Here is an 18,455-nt window from a genome sequence, read left to right as displayed (position 1 = left end):
CGATGGCCGGGCGTACGATCTCCGAGAAGATCCTCGCTCGAAAATCCGGGCAGGATGCGCACGCCGGGGACCTCGTGGTCTGCGAGGTCGATTGCGCGCTCGGCACCGACGGTTCGGTCCCGATGGCGCTCGACTATTTCAAGGCGATGGGCGGAGAGAACGTGCGCGATGCCGCCCGATTGGTCTTTGCGCTCGACCATTACGTGCCGCCGACAAGCCCGCAGACGATCGAGCTGCACCGCGTGATGCGGGACTTCGCCAGGCGGTTCAGCGTCACGCTGCATGAAGCCGGTGAAGGAATCGGTCACCAGCTCATCGTGGAGACGGGCCGCGCTCTGCCGGGTGGTCTGGTCGTCGGAGCCGACAGCCATGCCGTGACATACGGGGCACTGAATTGCTTTGCGACCGGGATCGGCTCGTCCGATCTCGCCGCGGTCATGCTGTGTGGCCGGATCTGGCTGCGCGTGCCGGATTCGATCCGCGTCGTCCTGACCGGACAACTGCCGAGCGGCGTCTATGCGAAGGATATCGCACTGGCCCTCGCGGGCATGCTCGGCGCTGACGGTGCCGCCTATCAGGCACTCGAATTCGCGGGACCGGGTGTCGCCACCCTCGCGCTGGAGGACCGCCTCGTCCTGAGCAATCTCGCGGTCGAGATGGGCGCGAAGACCGGCATCTTCCCGGCCGATGCTGAAACCGTCGCCTATCTGCAGGGCCGCACCGGCCAGGCTTTCGAACCGGTCGCAGCGGATCCGGATGCGCACTACAGCCGGACCGTGGAGATCGCGCTCGACGCCCTCACGCCGCGGATCGCGCTGCCGCATCTGGTGGATCAGGTCGTGGCGCTCGAGGATGCGGCCGGCACGCCGGTACAGATGGTCTATCTCGGCACCTGCACGGGCGGCAGGTTACGCGACTTCCATCAAGCCCTCGCCGTGCTCGAGGCGGGTGGAGGCGTTGCACCCGGCGTGCAGCTCGTGGTCACGCCGGCATCGCGCGAGGTCCGCGACGCCATGGCGGCCGATGGCACGCTCGACGCCCTGGTCGGCTTCGGCGCCACCGTGGTCGAGCCGGGCTGCGGCTCCTGCTGCGGGACCTGCGGGGTGATCCCCGGCGACGGGGTTTCGGTGATCTCGACCGCCAACCGCAACTTCAAAGGCCGCATGGGCAACGCCAAGGCATCGATCTATCTCGCCTCCCCGGCAGCTTGCGCAGCCGCCGCGACCCGCGGTGTCGTGACCGATCCTCGCGAGGTGTCGCGATGACAGCCCTGCGAGGACGCGCGCGACTTGTCGGCGACGACGTCAACACCGACTCCATCATCAGCTCGACCCGCAAGCGGGAGAGCCTCGACCCTGCCGTTCTCAGGCAATTCCTGTTCGAGCATGTCGATCCGACCTTTGCAGCTTCTGTGCAACCCGGAGACATCCTGGTGGCGGGCAAGAATTTCGGTTGCGGCTCGGCGATGGAGGTTGCCGTCACGACCGTGCTCGGGGCCGGCATTCCGGCGGTGATGGCGCGAAGCTTCTCGCGCACCTACTACCGCAACGCGATCAACAACGGCCTGCTGCCGCTTGTCTGCGAAACCGGCGGGATTCGCGAGGGCGACATCCTGATCTCCGACGGCACCGGCGCGATCCGCAACGAACGCAGCGGCGAGACGCTCAGCCCGGAGCCGCTGCCGCCGATTATGCTGGCGATCCTGCGCGCGGGCGGCCTCGTTCCCTACATGCGTCAAAACGGTGACTTCAAGCTATGACGACCACAGACACTCCGAGCGCCATTGCTTCGACGGGATACCGTCTTCGGCTTCCCGGTCCAACCGAAGTGCCCGAGCGGGTGCGGCAGGCGATGGCTCGGGTGATGGTCAACCATCGCGGACCCGAATGCCGGACTGCAATCGGCGAGGCGGAGGAGATGATCCGCCCGATTTTAGGCACGACGAACCGCATCCTGTTCTTTGCGAGCTCCGGAACCGGCGTTATGGAGGCTGCGCTCGTCAACGTGGCCGGACCGGGCCATCGGATCCTCGTAGTCGAGCATGGTCAGTTCGGTGAGCGTTTCACCACGATCGCCAAGGCCATGAACATCACCGTCGACACGGTCGCGATCGAATGGGGCCAGGCGATCGATGTCGCCGCGGTGGAAGCCCGATTGCGCGAGCACGCCTATCGCGCCGTCGTCGTCGTGCACAATGAGAGCTCGACCGGGATCGTGGCCGATCTCGCGGCGCTCGGCGCACTGGTGCGCGACCGGCCAACGCTGCTCATCGCAGACTCCGTCAGCGGTCTCGGCGGCATCGCGATGCGGCAGGACGAATGGGGCGTCGACATCGTTGTCTCGGCCTCGCAAAAGGCCTTGATGTGCCCACCCGGCCTCGCACTTGCCAGCGTCAGCGCCAAGGCGTGGCGCGTGATCGGGCAGGACGAGCAGCGATCGGCCTTCTATTGGGATTTCCGTCGCGCGCTGAAATCCGCAGAGCAGAACGAGACCGCGTTCACGGCACCGGTGAGCCTCATCTATGGCCTGCGTGAGGCCTTGACGATGATGCACGAGGAAGGCTTCGCCAATGTGCTCGCGCGCCACAAGAAGCTCTCCGCCGCGTTGCGCGCCGGCGGCGCGGCGCTCGGACTCGCAGATTTTTGCCGCGATGAGCCACGCTCGAACACGGTCGTGGTTTTCAAGGTCCCCGACGGGCTCGAAGGCGGAGCCATCGTGCGGCAGCTCTACCAGGATCACCGCACGGTGATCGCAGGCGCCCGCAACCGTCTCTCCGGCCGTGTCATCCGGTTTGGCACGATGGGTGCTTTGAGCGCGGGGACCATTCTGACCGACCTTCTGCATCTCGAGGACGCACTCACGAAGTTCGGCCTGCCGATCGAACCCGGCGCCGGGCTCAAGGCGGCCACCGAGTACCTCGCCGCAACCGCATGAGCAATCGCTGAACCCACGAGGGCGAACCACGATGAGATCTCCTGCCTCCATCCTCGCCCGAGTCGTGACGCTCGCGGCATCGCTGTTCGCGGCCGAGCTGGCCTCGGCCCAGCAGAACGTCGTGCTCTATTCGGCCAACGACGACACCGTGAACAAGCTTGTAGCCGAAGGCTTCGCCAAGGCGACCGGAATCAAGGTCGACGTGGTCTCGACCGGATCAGGTGTGCTGGTGCGCCGCGTCGCGTCCGAGGCCGCCAATCCGCAGGGCGACGTGATCTGGGGCGTCAGTGCGACGCTGCTGCGGCTGGCGAGCCCGCACCTTCAGGCTTACGCGGCGAAGGGCCGCGAAGCCGTGCCGGCGCAATTTCGCGATCCAAACGACCTTTGGCTGGGCACCAACATCCAGGTCGTTGTGATCGGCCAGAACACCAAGGCGATCGACAAGGCCAGCGGACCCAAAGCCTGGGCAGACCTCCTCGATCCGAAATGGAAAGGCAAGCTCGCCTTTACCGACCCTGCCAATTCCGGATTCTCATATGCGGCCGCGACCACGCTTCTCTCGCTGTGGGGCGCGGACGACGCAGCCTGGACCAAGATGGACGGGCTGCTTGCGAATGCGAAGGTGCTCAACCGCTCGACCCAGGTCTTCGACGGGATCGGCAGCGGCGAATATCCGCTTGGCATCACGCTCGAATATGCCGGCTTCCTGTGGGCCCATAACGGTGCGCCGGTGAGCGTCGCCTATCCGGCCGAGGGCACCTATGCGGGCGTCGAAGGCGCGGCCATCCTGAAAGGCGGACCGAACCCCGAGCCTGCCAAACGGCTGGTCGACTATCTGGCCAGCAAGGAAGTCCAGGAGATGTTGCTGAAGGCGACGTTCCGGCGCCCTGCCCGTCAGGATATCGAGCTCGAGGCAGTCGCACCGGGGATGCTGCCGTTTGCGGCGGTCAAGGTGCTGCCCTATGACGACACCAAATGGGAAGCGGCCCGTCGCGACACCCTCGCGCGGCTGAAGACCACGATCCAGAACACGCGCTGATCCGATGACCGCGATCCGGATTGAAAACCTGACCCGTACCTTCGGCGCGGTGCGGGCCGTGGACGACATCTCGCTCGACATCAAGCATGGCGAGCTGTTCACGCTGCTTGGGCCGTCAGGCTGCGGGAAGACGACGTTGCTGCGCATGATCGCAGGCTTCGTCGACGTCGAATCCGGCTCCATTTCCTTCGACGAGCGGCGCATCGATGCTCTGCCCGCGCATCGCCGCGACACCGGCATGGTGTTTCAGAACTACGCGATCTTCCCGAACCACACCGTCGCCGAAAACGTGGCCTACGGGCTGAAGGCCAGGAAGGTTCCGGCTGCCGAGATCGCATCGCGCGTCGACAAGGCGCTCGAGCGGGTGCGCCTTGCAGGTTACGGTCCGCGGTCACCACACCAGCTCTCCGGCGGTCAGCTGCAACGCGTGGCAATCGCCCGCGCACTCGTGATCGAGCCCGCCGTGCTCCTGTTCGACGAGCCGCTGTCCAACCTCGACGCGCAGTTGCGCACCGAAATGCGGATCGAGGTCCGGCAGCTGCAGCAGGCGCTCGGCCTGACTGCGATCTACGTGACGCATGATCAGGAGGAGGCACTCGCCATCTCCGACCGCATCGCCGTCTTGCGTCACGGCAAGATCGAGCAAGTGGACACGCCGGAGCGCATCTATCGGATGCCGCAGACTGCCTTCGTCGCCGAATTCCTCGGCTCGACCAATATGGTGCCGGGCATCGCGGGAGCTTTCGACGGCCGTAACACTCCTGTCGCAGCAGCCGGAACGGAATTCACGGTCAGAGGCGAGGTCGCAGCGCCGGGCGCGCCGGTGTTGCTGTCGGTCAGGCCGGAGGCCCTGCAGCTGCGAGACGGTTCCGGTGGCTCGCTTGTGCATGCGCGTCTGGCGCTGCGTGAATTTCTCGGCCCGGTACAACGCCTCCACGCAACCCTGCCCGACGGCACCCAGATTCGGATTGCGGCGCTCGGCGGCCAGGCGCTCGATCTCTTGCCCGGCGCGCCGCTCACCCTTGCCTACGACCCTGCCCAGATCACGGCGTATCCGGCGCCATGAAACGCTTTGCCACCATCGTGACGCTGGCGGCGCTGGTGCTGCTCGCGGTGTTTCTGCTCTACCCGCTGGCGCTCGTCCTGGATGCAAGCTTTCGGATCGACGGCACGGGCGGCCTGACACTTGGGAACTATGCGGCGATTGTGAAGAGCCGCTACTACCTCGGCAGCATCGGCAACAGTCTGCTCTGCGCCGCGCTCGCGACGGCCTTCGCATGCGCGATCGGCATCCCGCTCGCCTTCTGTCTTGCCCGGATCGACATACCGGGCCGCGCGCTGCTGCTGACGCTTGCGTCCTTGCCGCTGGTCCTGCCCTCGTTCGTCAGCGCCTACGCCCTTGTGCTGCTGTTCGGCCATGCTGGCGTCGTCACCACCGCTCTGCGCGGGATCGGCATCCCGATCGGATCGATCTACGGCGTGCCCGGCATCGTCATCGTGTTCACGTTGACGCTCTATCCATACGTCGTCATGCCCGTGCTGGCCGGATTCCAGGCAGTCGACGCCTCGATGGAGGAGGCAGCCCGCAATCTCGGCGGCTCACGGCCCTATGTGATCCGCACCGTGCTGCTGCCCATCGTGATGCCGGCGATCCTTGCCGGCGGACTATTGGTGTTCATTGAGGCACTGGAGAATTTCGGCGTGCCAGCGGTGCTGGCTGAGGACCGGCCGTTCCTGGCCGTCGACATCTTCAAGCTGTTCGCCGGCGAATCTGATGCCAACCCGGCCGCGGCGGGCGCACTCAGCGTGCTCCTGATCGCCTGCACGGCGATCGCGCTGCTCGTTCAGCGGCACTACCTCGGCAAGCGCCGGTTTTCGACCAATGCCCGCAGCGCGCCCGCGAAGCTGCCTTTGACGCCGGGACTGCGGCTCACGGCCACGATCGTGAGTTGGGGCATTGTGATTGCCTCGCTGCTGCCGTTCGCGGCCGTGTTGATGATCTCCCTCCTGCGCTTTCGCGGCCCTGTCCTGACCTGGGAGTTCGGATTGGGCAATTACGCCACCCTATTGTCGGGCTCCTATCGGCCGCTGCTCAACACGCTGACGCTCGCCAGCATCGCGGCCGTCGTCACCATGCTGATCGGCGCTCCGATCGGCTATGTCGTGGCCCGGCACCGCTCGCGCCTGTCGGGATTGCTAGATTTCGTCGGCATGGTACCGTTTGCGGTCTCGGGCACGATCCTGGCGATCGGGCTCATCATCGCGTTCAACAGCGGTCCCTTGATTCTGACCGGCGGCTGGCTGATCCTGGTCATCGCCTATGTCGTCCGCAAGCTCCCCTTCGCGATCCGGTCGTCCTCGGCAATCGTGCACCAGCTCGATCCTTCGCTCGAGGAAGCCTCGATCAATCTCGGGGTCTCGCCAAGCAAAACCTTCGCGACCCTGACCGTGCCGTTGATGGCCAGCGGCCTTGTCGGCGGGCTGGTACTGGTCTGGATCACCGCGGCATCCGAGTTGAGCGCGACCATTGTGCTCTATGCGAGCGGCTGGGTCACCACGACCGTCGTGATGTACCATGCCATCGAGGGCACCGGCGCGGGTCTGGCGGCCGCCGCGGCCGCGGTGCTTATCCTCGTCACCGCAATCCCGTTGCTCCTGATCAACCGGCGCATCAACAAGCAGGAATCAACCGTGATATGACGGCAGGACAGGACGGTATGAACGAAGCAGCCCCGACGCTCCCGAATTTCCGCAGCGACAATGTCGCGCCGGTCTGCCCCGAGATTCTGCGAGCGATCGCCGAGGCCAATCGCGGCCCGGCCGCCGCCTATGGGGACGACGATTATTCGAGATTGTTGAATGCGCGCTTCTCGGAGCTGTTCGAGACCGCGGTCACCGTGTTCCCGGTCTCGACCGGTACGGCGGCCAACGCCTTGTCACTCGCGAGCTGCGCGCGGCCCTATGGCGCCATCTATTGTCACGAAGAGGCGCATATCCACACCGCGGAAGGCGGCGCGACCGAAGCCTTCACAGGCGGCGCGAAGCTCGTCGCCATGTCCGGCCGAAACTTTCGGATCGAGCCGTCGAGCCTGCGCCAGGCGCTGGGCCAGGCGGCCTGGGGAGTCCGCAATCGCTCCCAGCCCGATGCGGTGTCGATCACTCAGGCCAGCGAATATGGAACGATCTATCCCCTCGCCGAGATCGCCGAAATCGGAGCAATCGCCCACGACAGGAATCTGTCGCTGCACATGGATGGCGCCCGGTTCGCCAACGCGCTGGCGCGGCTCGATTGCAGCCCGGCCGACATGACATGGCGCGCCGGCGTCGACATCCTGTCCTTCGGGGCGACCAAGAACGGGGTGATGTCGGCGGATGCGATCGTGGTGTTCGACCAGGATCTCGTCGAATCCCTGTCCTATCGGCTTCGCCGCGCCGGCCAGACCTCGTCGAAGATGCGCTTTGCGTCTGCACAGCTGCTCGCCTACGTCGAGGATCGCCTTTATCTGCGGCTCGCGGCGAAGGCCAATGCCGTGGCCGCGCGTCTTGGAGCGGGTCTCGCCGCGCTGCCCGACGTTCAGCTCATTGCGCCAGTGGAAGCCAATCTGGTTTTCATCAACCTGCCCGCTTTGGCCATCAACCGTCTTGCAGCGAGCGGGCTGCAATTCGCGCGACGGGGCCAGGACGTAATCCGATTCGTGGCTCGCTTTGACAGCACCGAACAGGAAGCCGACGAGGTCATCGCGCTCGTCGATCGCGCGGTGTCGAGACGTTGATAGTGAGCTGCTTCTTGCATGCACGGAACGGATTGTAACTATCACCTTCGAGGTCGGCGTAGTCGCAGACTTGCTCACCAATACTGTGGACTCGGTCACGGGTCTCCAACCTGCCTTCAGCCTGCATCGCCCGAAAGAAGGCAAGCACATCAGGGCGCCTGATGTCTTGCCGGTAGAGCCTGTCGGAACGCTTCTTCAAATAACCGGCCCATCTTTCCAGTAGAGCGATGGTCTCGGGACTGCGCACGGTGACCAGCCTGAGCGCACCTCGCGAACAGCATCGAACACCTTAGGACTGTCGCGAACGGGCGCATTTTTTACCCGCGAGGTAATCGAATTGGTCCCCGCCACGGCGCATCTTCGGTCGCGACAGGAGATGACCATGATCGCGCTGCTGCTCTACCGGACCATCGCAGACCACCTTGTTCCCTGGGCCGTGACGCTCGCGACCCGCATGCTGGCACGCAGCCTCAACATGCCCGAGCCCCTGGTGCATTCGACCGGCCACTATGTCGTCGCGCAGGTCACAGCCTTCGAGCACGGCGTCGGCAAGAGCCTCTGCCCGTTCCGCCTCGCCCGCCTGCTCCGCGCCTGGTGGCGCGGACGGCACTGAATTCACCCCAAAGCCCAACCCAACCATGGAGACCACGATGATCGACGCATCCACCTTCCTGCGCCGCGCGCTTCTCGCCGACGCCATCTTCAGCGGCGTCGCCGCCGTCGGCTTCACCTTCGGCGCCGGCGCGTTCGCATCGCTGTTCAACTTGCCTGAAGCGCTGCTGCGCGAGACCGGCCTGTTCCTGATCGCCTACACCGCGCTGGTCGGCTGGCTTGCCTCGCGTGCCTCCGCGCCGAGGCCGCTCGTGCTGCTGGTCGTGGTCGGCAACGCGGCCTGGACGGTCGGCAGCATCGCGCTGCTGTTCTCGGGCGCGGTGTCGCCGAACATCGGCGGCGAGCTCATGGTCGTCGCGCAGGCGATTGCGACCGGCGTGTTTGCCGAGCTGCAATATGTGGGATTGCGGAAGAGCGGGAATGTGGTGGCGGCGTGAGGTTCGGCTCGACCACTCGCAGTCGTCGCCCGGCCGGGCGGGGCGACGCAGTATTCCAGAGACAGTAGACGTATGCGGACGGGCTGCGGCGTACTGGATGCCCCGGTCAAGGCCGGGGCATGACAGCGGAGCTGGGGGCTCGACCTCGTGCTATGCCCGCGCGCGACCGTTCTTCTTGCCAACGGCATGGCCGTTGAGCTTCTTCTTGCCGGCCTTCGCGCCCGCCTTCTTGGCCTTGGCTTCCGTGCGCGCCTTCACCTTGGTGCGTTCAGCGCGGGCCTCGGCACGCAACTTCTTGCGCTTGGCCTCGCAGGAAGGGCATTTGCAGCCGATCGGCTTCAGATAGGCTTTGAAGTAGTCGGTGCCGTAATCGTAGTTGATCTCGTCGCCCGGCTCGATGTTCCTGATGGCGCGGATGAAGACCTTGCGCTCGCGCGGCCGGACGTCGGACTCGGCGTTGGGCCGGCAGGAATGGTTGATGTAGCGGGCGAGGTTCTTGCGCACCGAACCGTCGATGGTCCAGCGGTTGTTGAGCTCGAACAGATATTTGTTCTCGATTTCGTCGTGCGCGGGAATTCTGGAGTCCAGGATCGGTCCGAAATAACGGATGATCCGGGTCCCCTTCTTGATCGGCATGGTGGCGAAGAGGCCAAGTCCGGTCTTGGAACGGCCGACGCGATAGGATTTGCTGGAAGCGATGGCTGGCATGATCGAATGAGATGTCGCGGACGAAGCGCGGTAAGCGCAGCGGAAGGCGCCCTTCTAGAACGATTCCGCGCCGCTGTCAGGTACATCCCGCCTCTGTTTGAACCTTGCCCACAGTGAAGACGTCTGATGGAGGGAGTTCCCTCTGTATCAAGGCGTCGTCATGAGGCGTATCGCGTTCCTTTGTCTGACCGTGCTGCTGACTTGCCTGAGCGCGGGTCACGTCGCCGCCCAATCCATGGGCAGCACCTATTCCTCCACATTGCCAAAAGACTGCCGCCAGATCGGCAAGCCCAGCGAGCTCGACGGCAGCACCACGCGGGCCTGCCCGGGAAAAGACGGCCTGATCGTGCTGATCGCCGAGGATGATCTGCGCGAAATCGTCTCGGTCGGCCGCAACCGCAAGGCCGCAGCGGAGGAACCGACGGCAAAGGTCTGGTTCGCGCCATTCAATTCGTCGGAGGCCACCGTCGAATGGCGTAGCGCGGGCACCAAGCCGATTGCCATGATCCAGCGCTGGCACATCGCCGATGGCACCGATCCCGACAAGCAGGGACGGCCGAACACCAAGGCCATGCTCGTCGTGACGCGGCTGCCGCCGGGGCCGGTCTGCCACGTCGCCTATGTCGATGCCATCGCCAACCCCACCGCCAATGAGCTCGCGCGCAAGGCGGCGGACGATTTCGCCCGCAGCTTCACTTGCGGCAAGGACGAGGTGAAGATTGTCGGCACGCGTGGACGTGCGGTCGAACTCGCGACGATGCGCTAGGGCAGCGCCCGCCCGAAGGCGCTATGCCGGCAGCTTCGCCGTGATGGGCGCCGTCAGCATCGCCTCGAGCAACTGTTCGGTCGTCGTCCCTTCGGGCAGCCGCCCCAGAATGTCCTCGAGACGGCCGTCGAGCAGCAGCATGGTGAAGCCGTGCACCATCGACCAGGCGCGCGCGATCGCGGCGCCCTGGTTCAGCGTCAGTGCGTCGCCACTGATCTGCTCCTGCCGCATCATGCCGATGGCATTGGCAAGGCCGGCGAAGGAGGCTTCGGCCGCCTCGTGCAGCGAGGGCCTGGAATAGTCCAGCCGCTCGGTGCGGAACATGATGCCGTACATGCCGGGATGGGCCTGCGCATAGGCGACATAGGCCTTCGGCCGCGCCAGCGCGCGCTCCAGTGGCGTGGTGGCGGCGTCGCAGGACGAGGCCATCGCCGCGTTGAACTGGCGGAAGCCGACGGCCGCGAGCTCGCTGAGCAGGCCGGTGAGATCGCCGAAATGATGGGTCGGCGCGGCATGCGAGACGCCCGCCTCGCGCGCCACTGCGCGCAAGGTCAGGCCGGACAGCCCGTCGCGCTCCAGCACCCGTTCGGCGGCCTGGAGCAGCGCCTCGCGCAGGGCGCCGTGATGATACGGCGTCTCCGTCTTCGCTACTGCCGGACGGCGTGTGGAACGCGCCTGCGCGCTCGCGGCCGTCGATGTCTTGCTCGGGGTACGCGGCTTGCGCGCTGTTTCGCTCTTGGTGTCGCTTTTGGCCATTTGCAAGCTATATGACGCAATATTGACAGTGTAAAGATTTCACTTGACGAATGCGGCGATCGGCATTATTCGATCTTTACGATGTAAAGATAGGGAGGGATACGTCGTGCAGCACGACGCCGTCACCGAGCGCCGCCATAACCTCGGTCCGATTCCATTCGAAGCCGATGCGCCATTCCTCAAAATCGTCGGGGAATTGCCGCGCGATCTGAATGGCGTGCTCTATCGCAACGGTCCCAATCCGCAGTTCGATGCGCCCGGTGCGCACTGGTTCGTCGGCGACGGCATGCTGCATGCCTTCCACCTCGAGAACGGCCGCGCCAGCTATCGCAACCGCTGGGTCCGCACGCCGAAATGGCTGGCCGAGCACGATGCCGGCCGCGCGCTGTTCGGCGGCTTCGGCCGCAAGCTGCCGGATGCGCCACAAAACCTCACCGACGGCGGCGTCGCCAACACCAACATCATCTTTCATGCCGGCAAGCTTTTGGCGCTGGAAGAAGCGCATCTGCCGACCGAGATCGAGCCGGGCACGCTGGCGACGCGCGGTTATCACAATTATCAGGGTCGCGTCGTCGGCAGCTTCACGGCGCATCCGAAGGTCGACCCGATCACCGGCGAGCTCGTGTTCTTCGGCTACAACGCCGCGGGTCCGCTGACGCCCGCCCTCTCCTACGGATCGATCGACGCCTCCGGCAAGGCGACGCGCTTCGAACGTTTCGAGGCGCCCTACGCCAGCATGGTGCACGACTTCATCGTCACCGAGAACCATGCGCTGTTTCCGATCCTGCCGATCACCGGCAGCATGGAGCGCGCGATGAGCGGACGGCCGCCCTATGCCTGGGAGCCGGACAAGGGCGCCTATGTCGGCGTGATGAAGCGCAACGGCACGGCGAAGGACATCGTCTGGTTCCGCGGTGAAGCCTGCTACGTCTTCCACATCATGAATGCGTGGGAGGACGGCAACCGCATCATCGCCGACGTCATGCAGTTCGAGGAAGCGCCGCTGTTTCCGCATCCCGATGGCCGGCCGACTGATCCGGAGAAATCACGCGCCCGCCATTGCCGCTGGACATTCGATCTCTCAGGGAAGACCGACCGCTTCCAGCAGACCTATCTCGACGATCTCACCGGCGAATTCCCCCGCATCGACGACCGCCGCGCGGGATTGAAAAGCCGTCACGGCTGGTACGCCTGCGCCAATCCGCGGCTGCCGATGTTCGGCGCGCTGTCGGGCGTCGTCCATGTCGACGGCAACGGCAGACGGCTCGGTCATTATCTGCTGCCGGCCGGCGATACCATCTCAGAGCCGGTGTTCGTCGAACGCGCGACGGATGCAGCGGAAGGCGACGGCTGGCTGCTGGCGGTGGTCTGGCGCGCGCGGGAGAACCGCAGCGACCTCGCCGTGTTCAACGCCACCGATGTCGAAGCCGGCCCCGTCGCGCTGGTGCAGCTCGGCCACCGCGTGCCCGACGGCTTTCACGGCAATTGGGTGGGCGCGCAGTAACTCTCGCCTCGTCATTCCGGGGCGCGACGACGTCGCGAGCCCCGGAATGACATCGCGGATGTCACCAAAGAGGCCTCGCATGCACATGCCCTCGATCACCGCAGATTGCCTTGCCGTCCTCGCCCTGGCCTGCGGCGCGCTCGCACTCCGGATGATCCGGCTGCGACGGAGCGGCCATGTCATCTTCAACGGCGGCATCTTGCTCTCGGTCGGCCTCCTGCTCGCCGCCGCGCTGCCGATCCTGTCACGCCTGCCCTGGGCGGAATTCGCCGACGAGGCATCCGACCAAGCCATTGCTGCCCTTCACTTTTTGGAAGTCACCTACGTTATTTTGACACTGTAAAGATTTCGCTTGACCCAGCACCGCTCCTGATTTATTGATCTTTACATCGTAAAGATTAGCCAGACCGAGGCGGCTCATGGCGATTTTCCTGATCCTCGCGCCCTACGGCGCCTACACCTTCCTGATGCTGGTGACGTCGGCCACGATCAGCGTGTTTGCCGCGTCTGCGATCTGCCTCGCCACCATCACGGTCGATGTCGCGCGCGGCCGCTCCGTGAAGATCCTGGCGATGGGCTCGGCGATCGTATTCGCCGCAATCGGCCTCTACCTCGCGCTGATCGACCCGAAGCTCGGCACGCTGGGCGTCAAGCTGTCGGTCGATATCGGCATCTTCGTCATCTCGCTCGGCTCGATGCTGGTCCGCCACCCGTTCACGCTGCAATATGCGGTTGAAACGGTCCCGGCCGAGACGGCGGCGATGCCCGGCTTCCTCACCGCCAACTACGTCATCACCGGCGCCTGGACCGCCGCCGCGCTGTTGATGATGGCCGCCAACATCGCGCTGCTCTACGTCCCCGGCCTGCCGCTCTGGTCGGGCCTTGCGGTCGCCTTCGCCGCCCGCAACAGCGCGATCTACTTCACAAAATGGTATCCCGAGTATCGCCAGATCAAATATGCTGCGCCCGCCGCCGCGCTGCCCCACCCCCATTGAAGACAGGACAGACGATGAAAGACGTATTCCGCCGGCTCGTCTCTGATTTCCTCTCCACCATCGTCTTCCTGGTAATCTATCTCGTGACCGACAACGTCATCCTCGCGACCGCAGTCGCGATCCTTGGCGCCATCGGCCAGGTGGTCTGGTCGCGGGTCAAGGGCCAGACGCTGGGCTACATGACCTGGGCGAGCCTCGGCCTCGTCATCGTGCTCGGTGGCGCAACGCTGCTCACCCACGATCCGCGCTTCGTGCTGGCGAAGCCCGCGATCGGGCATGTCGCGATCGGCATCATCATGCTCAAGCGCGGCTGGATGCTGCGCTATCTGCCGGCGATCGTGACCGAGACCATTCCGGAATACGTTACCGTCGCGGGCTACGCCTGGGCCGCGCTGATGTTTGCGCTCGCCGCGGGGACCGTTGCGGTTGCCATGACCGGCGACATGAAGCTGTGGGCCTTCTATATTTCGGTGGTCCTGATCGGCGCGAAGATCGTTGCGTTCGCGATCCAGTACGTGGCCTTCCGCCTGCTCATCGGCAGCCGTATTCGCGCAGCCCGCGCTTAAGGGCGCGTCAAAGAGAGCGTTAGGCACGTCCCCCGAGTTAGGCTATAGGCGTCCCTGGCTCACCTTGCGGATTGTCGCGAGGTGCCGGGAACAAGTTGGGAGACACGAATGGCCGTGGACGGCAACTGGACTCTGACCATGACGACGCCCATGGGCGAGCGCAAGGCCACGCTGACCTTGCTGAACTCCGGCGGCACACTGACCGGAACGCAGGGCGCCGACGGCAATTCGGCCGAGATCTTCGACGGCACCATCAGCGGCGACGCCGTCAACTGGAAAGTCTCGATCACCAATCCGATGCCGTTGACGCTCGAGTTCATCGGAACGGTCTCTGGCGACAGCATGAGCGGCGAGATGGGCATCGGCCCGATGGGCAGCTTTCCGTTCACGGGCGCGCGCGCGTAGGCACGTTGCGAACCGTGCGCGTGCTCCGTCTCATCGCGGCAACGATCCTGTGTGTCGCGACGCAAGCGGCGCGCGCGGATGACACCGAACCGGCGTGGCGTGCAAGCGCGCTCGCCATGGTGCCGGCGGGCTATGTCGCCGGCACGGCCTACCGGACCGAAGGATCGACCGGCACCCTCGCCGTCTATCCGGCCTCGTCGAACGATCCAAAGACACCGGCAAGCGTGTTCGCTGCGCGCCAGGCCCTCGTCGTCACGCTGACGCCGGATGCGACGCGCGCGGTCTCGGCCGAGCTGAAGCCGCGCAGCGCGCCGGACCCTGATAACGACGACACCGACTTCGCAAAGCTCCACGCCGATCTCGCCGCCAGGCGCGCAACGCTGCCCGATGGGACCGAGCCGTGTGATCTCGGCGCCTGGTCCATCGACAAGGATCCTGATGGCCTCAACGTGCGCGCCGAGCCCTCGGCGAAAGCGCGCGTGCTCGGCACGCTGCCGCCGCCCTATCGTCTGAAGCTTGGCGGTGCCGAGAACACGCCCGACGGCGGCTGGCTCACCGAATTCCGCATCATCGGCTTCAAGGATGGCTGGTTTCTGATCGAAGGCGCAAAACCGCCGGGCAAGGACTACGAGGACGACAAGAGATATCCGCGCAGCGCGCCAAAACCCTATGCGGGGCGCGGCTGGGTCGCGTCCAACAAGGTCGGCGCGTCCTACGCCAATGGCGCGACGCGCATGGGCGGACTTTTCCAGGCGCCGTTCGTCGATGCGAAATGGATGCCGGCCCAGCGCGAGCTCGGAGGCCCAATCGACACCGACGGCGGCCCGAAGCGCATCTTTGCCTGCAGCGGACTTTGGGGCCTCGTCGAGAGCCAGGACGGCGTCCGCGGCTGGTGGCGCTCGCTGTGCTCGAACCAGGTTACGAATTGCAGCTGACGGGCGAGAGCGCCCCGCGACATTCTCACCCTTGCCTTCCCCGCAATTCAGGATTGTACTTGAGGATGGCGCCCGGGAGGGAAGAATGCCGAACAGCAGCACGCGTGCATCTCACCGATTGCTGACAGCCGCATTCGTCTGCATTCTGCTAGGAGCCACGACGCCGGCCGGGCGCGGCGAACATCTGCCGCCGAAAATTGCTCCGGAGGCAACGACCTGGAAGCCCGCCTCGATCTTTAAAAAAGACAGCAAGGACGAATTCAAGAAACAGCCGCGCATGAATCTGAGCGGCGCAGCATGCGTGCCGACCACGCCCAAGTTCACGTCATGCCTGATCGCCAATGACGAGAAGAAATATGCGCAGTTCTTCTCGATTGAAGGCAACGTCCTCGTTCCAAGGAAGCTCATTCGGCTTTCGGACGACGACAACGACCCCGATGCCGAGGGCGTCGCCTATGGAAAGGGCTTCTTCTATGTGACCGGCTCACATGGCCGAAGCCGTCACGGTGACGAGAAAAATCGGTCGAGTTACGTCGTGTTTCGGATCGCCGTGGACCCGCAAACAGGAGCTCCCAAGACCGAACCTAACGCCAAGAAGGTCGATGGCGTGGAATCGAGCTCACGGCTGCGCGACGTGATCAAAAATGACGACGACGTCGAGGCGTACGTCAATGAGCCGCTGGCGGAAGGCGGTGTCAATATCGAAGGGATTGCGGTCAGGAAAGGTCGCATGTACTTCGGACTGCGAGGTCCGTCGCTGAAACGTCATGCCTTCGTGGTCAGCGTCGATGCGGATGCGCTCTTCACCAAAGACGACGACCTCGAGCCCGACACGACCTCACTCGAACTCGGCAAGAACACCGGGATCCGGGACCTCGCCGTGGTCAGCGACGGCCTCTTGATACTCGCAGGCCCGACGCGCGAAGAAGACGTTCCCTATACCGTCTGGCTGTGGGACGGCAGCAGCGAGACCGCAAAGCCCTTGGCTACGCTGGATCTAAGCAAGGTCAAAGAAGGCGCCAAAGCGGAAATTCTGCTTCCCCTCGACGAAGACGCCACCAGCATTCGCGTCCTTGTCATGTTCGACGGCGTCGAGAATGGCGGCGCCAAATCGTTCAAGATAAAGCGCTGAGCGCGCCCCGCGTGCGTCCGCCGGCCCGGGACCGGCGGACGACGCTGGACCTGATCAGCCCAGATTCAGCTCCTTGAAGAAGTCGTTCCCCTTGTCATCGATGATGATGAACGCCGGGAAGTCGACGACTTCGATGCGCCAGATCGCTTCCATGCCGAGCTCGGGATATTCGAGCACCTCGACCTTCTTGATGCAGTGCTCGGCGAGGTTCGCAGCCGCACCGCCGATCGAGCCGAGATAGAAGCCGCCATACTTCTTGCAGGCCTCGCGCACGGCAGGCGCGCGGTTGCCCTTCGCCACCATCACCATTGAACCGCCGGCGGCCTGGAACTGGTCGACGAAGGAATCCATGCGGCCCGCGGTGGTCGGGCCGAACGCGCCGGAGGCGTAGCCCTCGGGCGTCTTGGCGGGACCGGCATAGTAGACCGGATGGTTCTTGAAATAGTCCGGCAGCGGCTCGCCCCTCTCGAGGCGCTCGCGCAGCTTGGCGTGCGCGGAATCGCGCGCGACGATCATGGTGCCGGTCATCGAGACCCGCGTCTTGGTCGGGTACTTCGAGAACGTCGCCAGGATGTCCTTCATCGGCTGGTTGAGGTCGATCTTGACGACCTCGCCGCCGAGCGACTGCTCGACCTGCGGCAGATACTGCGCCGGATTGTGCTCGAGCTCTTCGAGATAGACGCCATCCCTGGTGATCTTGCCGAGCACTTGCCGGTCGGCCGAGCACGACACGCCGAGCCCGATCGGCAGCGAGGCGCCGTGGCGCGGCATGCGGATCACGCGCACGTCGTGGCAGAAATACTTTCCACCGAACTGCGCGCCGACGCCGAGCGACTGCGTCATCTTGTGGATTTCCTGCTCCATCTCGACGTCGCGGAAGGCGTTGCCGTCGGGCGAGCCGTGGGTCGGCAGCGCGTCGAGATAGCGGGCGGAGGCGAGCTTCACCGTCTTCATGCACAGCTCGGCCGAGGTGCCGCCGATCACGATGGCGAGGTGATAGGGCGGGCACGCCGCGGTGCCCAGCGTCAGGATCTTCTCCTTCAGGAAGGCGAGCAGCCGGTCCTTGGTCAACACCGAGGGCGTGGCCTGGAACAGGAGGCTTTTATTGGCGGAGCCGCCGCCCTTCGCCATGAACATGAACTTGTAGGCGTCGTCGCCCTCGGCGTAGATCTCGCACTGCGCCGGCATGTTGTTGGCGGTGTTCTTCTCCTCGTACATCGACAAGGGCGCGACCTGCGAGTAGCGCAGATTGCGGCGCAGGTAAGCGTCGCGCGCGCCTTCCGACAGCGCCGCCTCGTCGTCACCATCGGTGATGACGTTGCAGCCCTTCTTGCCCATGATGATCGCGGTACCGGTGTCCTGGCACATCGGCAGCACGCCGCCGGCCGCGATGTTGGCGTTCTTCAAGAAGTCGAGCGCGACGAACTTGTCGTTGGGGCTCGCCTCGCCGTCCTCCAGGATCGCGCGGAGCTGCTTCAGATGGCCGGGGCGCAGATAATGATTGATGTCGCCGAAGGCCGCCTCCGACAGCGCCCGCAGCGCCTCCCGCGACACCACCAGCATGTCCTTCCCCAGGACCTTCTCGACCCTGATACCCTCGGCCGTGATCTTCTTGTAGGGCGTCTCGTCCTTGCCCAGCGGGAACAGCGGGGTGTGCTTGTAGGGCGGAACGGGTTTTGCGGGGTCGGGGAAGGCGGTGGGAGCGTTCATGGGCAAATCTCGGGGTTTTGGAGCCCTCGCGGGCCTCTAAGCGTAGAAGCGTTCTAAGCTTTTTTGCCGCGAATGGAAGGCGTTCTGGCGCGGCCGAGGCATCCCGATTCGGCGTCACGACGGCCCTTTTTGGTTGCCGTCGGCCGGACGCAAGGTGGCGACGACCGTCCCCGGCAGGCTCTG

Annotated in this window: 20 protein-coding genes; 17 read left to right on the top strand and 3 right to left on the bottom strand. The window is 64.9% G+C overall.

The features are described 5' to 3' along the window. The first annotated feature begins 2 nt into the window (after positions 1-2). From AB7290_RS14725 to AB7290_RS14685, 9 genes are all read left to right on the top strand, one after another. Positions 3-1,265, top strand: coding sequence for a 3-isopropylmalate dehydratase large subunit (locus AB7290_RS14725; protein ID WP_085404247.1), 1,263 nt, complete (start codon positions 3-5; stop codon positions 1,263-1,265). Then, positions 1,262-1,759: a LeuD/DmdB family oxidoreductase small subunit gene (locus AB7290_RS14720; protein WP_085404246.1), complete on the top strand. Its 498-nt coding sequence runs from the start codon at positions 1,262-1,264 to the stop codon at positions 1,757-1,759. Before AB7290_RS14725 ends, AB7290_RS14720 begins: the two co-directional genes overlap by 4 nt. Before the next feature lie 92 nt (positions 1,760-1,851). Continuing rightward, positions 1,852-2,934, top strand: coding sequence for a pyridoxal-phosphate-dependent aminotransferase family protein (locus AB7290_RS14715; protein ID WP_157791113.1), 1,083 nt, complete (start codon positions 1,852-1,854; stop codon positions 2,932-2,934). Positions 2,935-2,965: 31 nt separating this feature from the next. Further along, positions 2,966-3,973 carry an extracellular solute-binding protein gene (locus AB7290_RS14710; protein WP_085404245.1) on the top strand — a complete coding sequence of 336 codons (1,008 nt, stop codon included), beginning with the start codon at positions 2,966-2,968 and terminating at the stop codon, positions 3,971-3,973. Between the two features lie 4 nt (positions 3,974-3,977). Then, on the top strand, positions 3,978-5,039 hold the full coding sequence (locus tag AB7290_RS14705; protein WP_085404244.1) for an ABC transporter ATP-binding protein: 1,062 nt from the start codon (positions 3,978-3,980) through the stop codon (positions 5,037-5,039). Further along, positions 5,036-6,673 (top strand): ABC transporter permease, encoded by a 1,638-nt coding sequence (locus AB7290_RS14700; RefSeq protein ID WP_085404243.1) that lies wholly within the window; start codon positions 5,036-5,038, stop codon positions 6,671-6,673. The genes AB7290_RS14705 and AB7290_RS14700 overlap by 4 nt, the downstream gene beginning before the upstream one ends. A 17-nt stretch (positions 6,674-6,690) precedes the next feature. Beyond that, a complete protein-coding gene (locus tag AB7290_RS14695) occupies positions 6,691-7,746 on the top strand; it encodes a threonine aldolase family protein (RefSeq protein WP_085404242.1) in 1,056 nt (351 codons plus the stop codon). Positions 7,747-8,128: 382 nt separating this feature from the next. Next, a complete protein-coding gene (locus tag AB7290_RS14690; protein WP_014494050.1) occupies positions 8,129-8,359 on the top strand; it encodes a hypothetical protein in 231 nt (76 codons plus the stop codon). A 37-nt stretch (positions 8,360-8,396) separates the two neighbouring features. Next, positions 8,397-8,795: a hypothetical protein gene (locus AB7290_RS14685; RefSeq protein WP_085404367.1), complete on the top strand. Its 399-nt coding sequence runs from the start codon at positions 8,397-8,399 to the stop codon at positions 8,793-8,795. A 150-nt stretch (positions 8,796-8,945) separates the two neighbouring features. Here AB7290_RS14685 and AB7290_RS14680 read toward each other — a convergent pair whose 3' ends face one another. Beyond that, positions 8,946-9,503, bottom strand: coding sequence for an SET domain-containing protein (locus tag AB7290_RS14680; RefSeq protein WP_071912271.1), 558 nt, complete (start codon positions 9,501-9,503; stop codon positions 8,946-8,948). Between the two features lie 160 nt (positions 9,504-9,663). On the opposite strand from AB7290_RS14680, the gene AB7290_RS14675 reads away from it, so the two are divergent. Next, a complete protein-coding gene (locus tag AB7290_RS14675; RefSeq protein WP_201266256.1) occupies positions 9,664-10,269 on the top strand; it encodes a hypothetical protein in 606 nt (201 codons plus the stop codon). Between the two features lie 21 nt (positions 10,270-10,290). Here the strand turns inward: AB7290_RS14675 and AB7290_RS14670 are convergent, their stop codons facing one another. Then, the gene (locus tag AB7290_RS14670) at positions 10,291-11,025 is read right to left on the bottom strand and encodes a TetR/AcrR family transcriptional regulator (protein ID WP_085404240.1); all 735 of its coding nucleotides are present in this window, start codon (positions 11,023-11,025) and stop codon (positions 10,291-10,293) included. A 106-nt stretch (positions 11,026-11,131) separates the two neighbouring features. Between AB7290_RS14670 and AB7290_RS14665 the strand changes: the two genes are divergently transcribed. The 7 genes from AB7290_RS14665 to AB7290_RS14635 all read left to right on the top strand — a co-directional run bounded on the left by AB7290_RS14665 (position 11,132) and on the right by AB7290_RS14635 (position 16,562). Next, positions 11,132-12,529, top strand: a complete 1,398-nt coding sequence (locus AB7290_RS14665) for a carotenoid oxygenase family protein (RefSeq protein ID WP_085404239.1) — start codon at positions 11,132-11,134, stop codon at positions 12,527-12,529. Between the two features lie 79 nt (positions 12,530-12,608). Continuing rightward, complete coding sequence (locus tag AB7290_RS14660) at positions 12,609-12,872, top strand: hypothetical protein (protein ID WP_085404238.1); 264 nt, start codon at positions 12,609-12,611, stop codon at positions 12,870-12,872. A gap of 76 nt (positions 12,873-12,948) precedes the next feature. Further along, positions 12,949-13,524, top strand: coding sequence for a hypothetical protein (locus AB7290_RS14655; RefSeq protein WP_085404237.1), 576 nt, complete (start codon positions 12,949-12,951; stop codon positions 13,522-13,524). A 14-nt stretch (positions 13,525-13,538) separates the two neighbouring features. Then, positions 13,539-14,090, top strand: a complete 552-nt coding sequence (locus AB7290_RS14650) for an inner membrane-spanning protein YciB (RefSeq protein ID WP_085404236.1) — start codon at positions 13,539-13,541, stop codon at positions 14,088-14,090. Positions 14,091-14,198: 108 nt separating this feature from the next. Further along, the gene (locus tag AB7290_RS14645; RefSeq protein WP_071912259.1) at positions 14,199-14,495 is read left to right on the top strand and encodes a hypothetical protein; all 297 of its coding nucleotides are present in this window, start codon (positions 14,199-14,201) and stop codon (positions 14,493-14,495) included. A 14-nt stretch (positions 14,496-14,509) separates the two neighbouring features. Continuing rightward, positions 14,510-15,430 carry an SH3 domain-containing protein gene (locus AB7290_RS14640; protein WP_085404366.1) on the top strand — a complete coding sequence of 307 codons (921 nt, stop codon included), beginning with the start codon at positions 14,510-14,512 and terminating at the stop codon, positions 15,428-15,430. Positions 15,431-15,515: 85 nt separating this feature from the next. Then, positions 15,516-16,562 (top strand): DUF3616 domain-containing protein, encoded by a 1,047-nt coding sequence (locus tag AB7290_RS14635; protein ID WP_085404235.1) that lies wholly within the window; start codon positions 15,516-15,518, stop codon positions 16,560-16,562. A gap of 54 nt (positions 16,563-16,616) precedes the next feature. On the opposite strand, the gene AB7290_RS14630 is transcribed toward AB7290_RS14635, so the two are convergent. After that, positions 16,617-18,272, bottom strand: a complete 1,656-nt coding sequence (locus AB7290_RS14630) for a fumarate hydratase (protein WP_085404234.1) — start codon at positions 18,270-18,272, stop codon at positions 16,617-16,619. Positions 18,273-18,455 lie beyond the last annotated feature (183 nt).

It is taken from the genome of Bradyrhizobium sp. 613_E4_N2_2 (assembly GCF_052075995.1).
Taxonomy (GTDB): Bacteria; Pseudomonadota; Alphaproteobacteria; order Rhizobiales; family Xanthobacteraceae; genus Bradyrhizobium; species Bradyrhizobium barranii.
The sequence above is the reverse complement of the archived record's forward strand: the minus strand, read 5'-3'. Positions and strand labels throughout refer to the sequence as shown.

What these genes read in the sequence shown, in the direction of transcription:
- AB7290_RS14725 (WP_085404247.1), top strand. Translation starts at nt 3, where the DNA reads ATGGCCGGGCGTACGATCTCCGAGAAGATCCTCGCTCGAAAATCCGGG.
- AB7290_RS14720 (WP_085404246.1), top strand. Translation starts at nt 1,262, where the DNA reads ATGACAGCCCTGCGAGGACGCGCGCGACTTGTCGGCGACGACGTCAAC.
- AB7290_RS14715 (WP_157791113.1), top strand. Translation starts at nt 1,852, where the DNA reads ATGGCTCGGGTGATGGTCAACCATCGCGGACCCGAATGCCGGACTGCA.
- AB7290_RS14710 (WP_085404245.1), top strand. Translation starts at nt 2,966, where the DNA reads ATGAGATCTCCTGCCTCCATCCTCGCCCGAGTCGTGACGCTCGCGGCA.
- AB7290_RS14705 (WP_085404244.1), top strand. Translation starts at nt 3,978, where the DNA reads ATGACCGCGATCCGGATTGAAAACCTGACCCGTACCTTCGGCGCGGTG.
- AB7290_RS14700 (WP_085404243.1), top strand. Translation starts at nt 5,036, where the DNA reads ATGAAACGCTTTGCCACCATCGTGACGCTGGCGGCGCTGGTGCTGCTC.
- AB7290_RS14695 (WP_085404242.1), top strand. Translation starts at nt 6,691, where the DNA reads ATGAACGAAGCAGCCCCGACGCTCCCGAATTTCCGCAGCGACAATGTC.
- AB7290_RS14690 (WP_014494050.1), top strand. Translation starts at nt 8,129, where the DNA reads ATGATCGCGCTGCTGCTCTACCGGACCATCGCAGACCACCTTGTTCCC.
- AB7290_RS14685 (WP_085404367.1), top strand. Translation starts at nt 8,397, where the DNA reads ATGATCGACGCATCCACCTTCCTGCGCCGCGCGCTTCTCGCCGACGCC.
- AB7290_RS14680 (WP_071912271.1), bottom strand. Translation starts at nt 9,503, where the DNA reads ATGCCAGCCATCGCTTCCAGCAAATCCTATCGCGTCGGCCGTTCCAAG.
- AB7290_RS14675 (WP_201266256.1), top strand. Translation starts at nt 9,664, where the DNA reads ATGAGGCGTATCGCGTTCCTTTGTCTGACCGTGCTGCTGACTTGCCTG.
- AB7290_RS14670 (WP_085404240.1), bottom strand. Translation starts at nt 11,025, where the DNA reads ATGGCCAAAAGCGACACCAAGAGCGAAACAGCGCGCAAGCCGCGTACC.
- AB7290_RS14660 (WP_085404238.1), top strand. Translation starts at nt 12,609, where the DNA reads ATGCACATGCCCTCGATCACCGCAGATTGCCTTGCCGTCCTCGCCCTG.
- AB7290_RS14655 (WP_085404237.1), top strand. Translation starts at nt 12,949, where the DNA reads ATGGCGATTTTCCTGATCCTCGCGCCCTACGGCGCCTACACCTTCCTG.
- AB7290_RS14650 (WP_085404236.1), top strand. Translation starts at nt 13,539, where the DNA reads ATGAAAGACGTATTCCGCCGGCTCGTCTCTGATTTCCTCTCCACCATC.
- AB7290_RS14645 (WP_071912259.1), top strand. Translation starts at nt 14,199, where the DNA reads ATGGCCGTGGACGGCAACTGGACTCTGACCATGACGACGCCCATGGGC.
- AB7290_RS14635 (WP_085404235.1), top strand. Translation starts at nt 15,516, where the DNA reads ATGCCGAACAGCAGCACGCGTGCATCTCACCGATTGCTGACAGCCGCA.
- AB7290_RS14630 (WP_085404234.1), bottom strand. Translation starts at nt 18,272, where the DNA reads ATGAACGCTCCCACCGCCTTCCCCGACCCCGCAAAACCCGTTCCGCCC.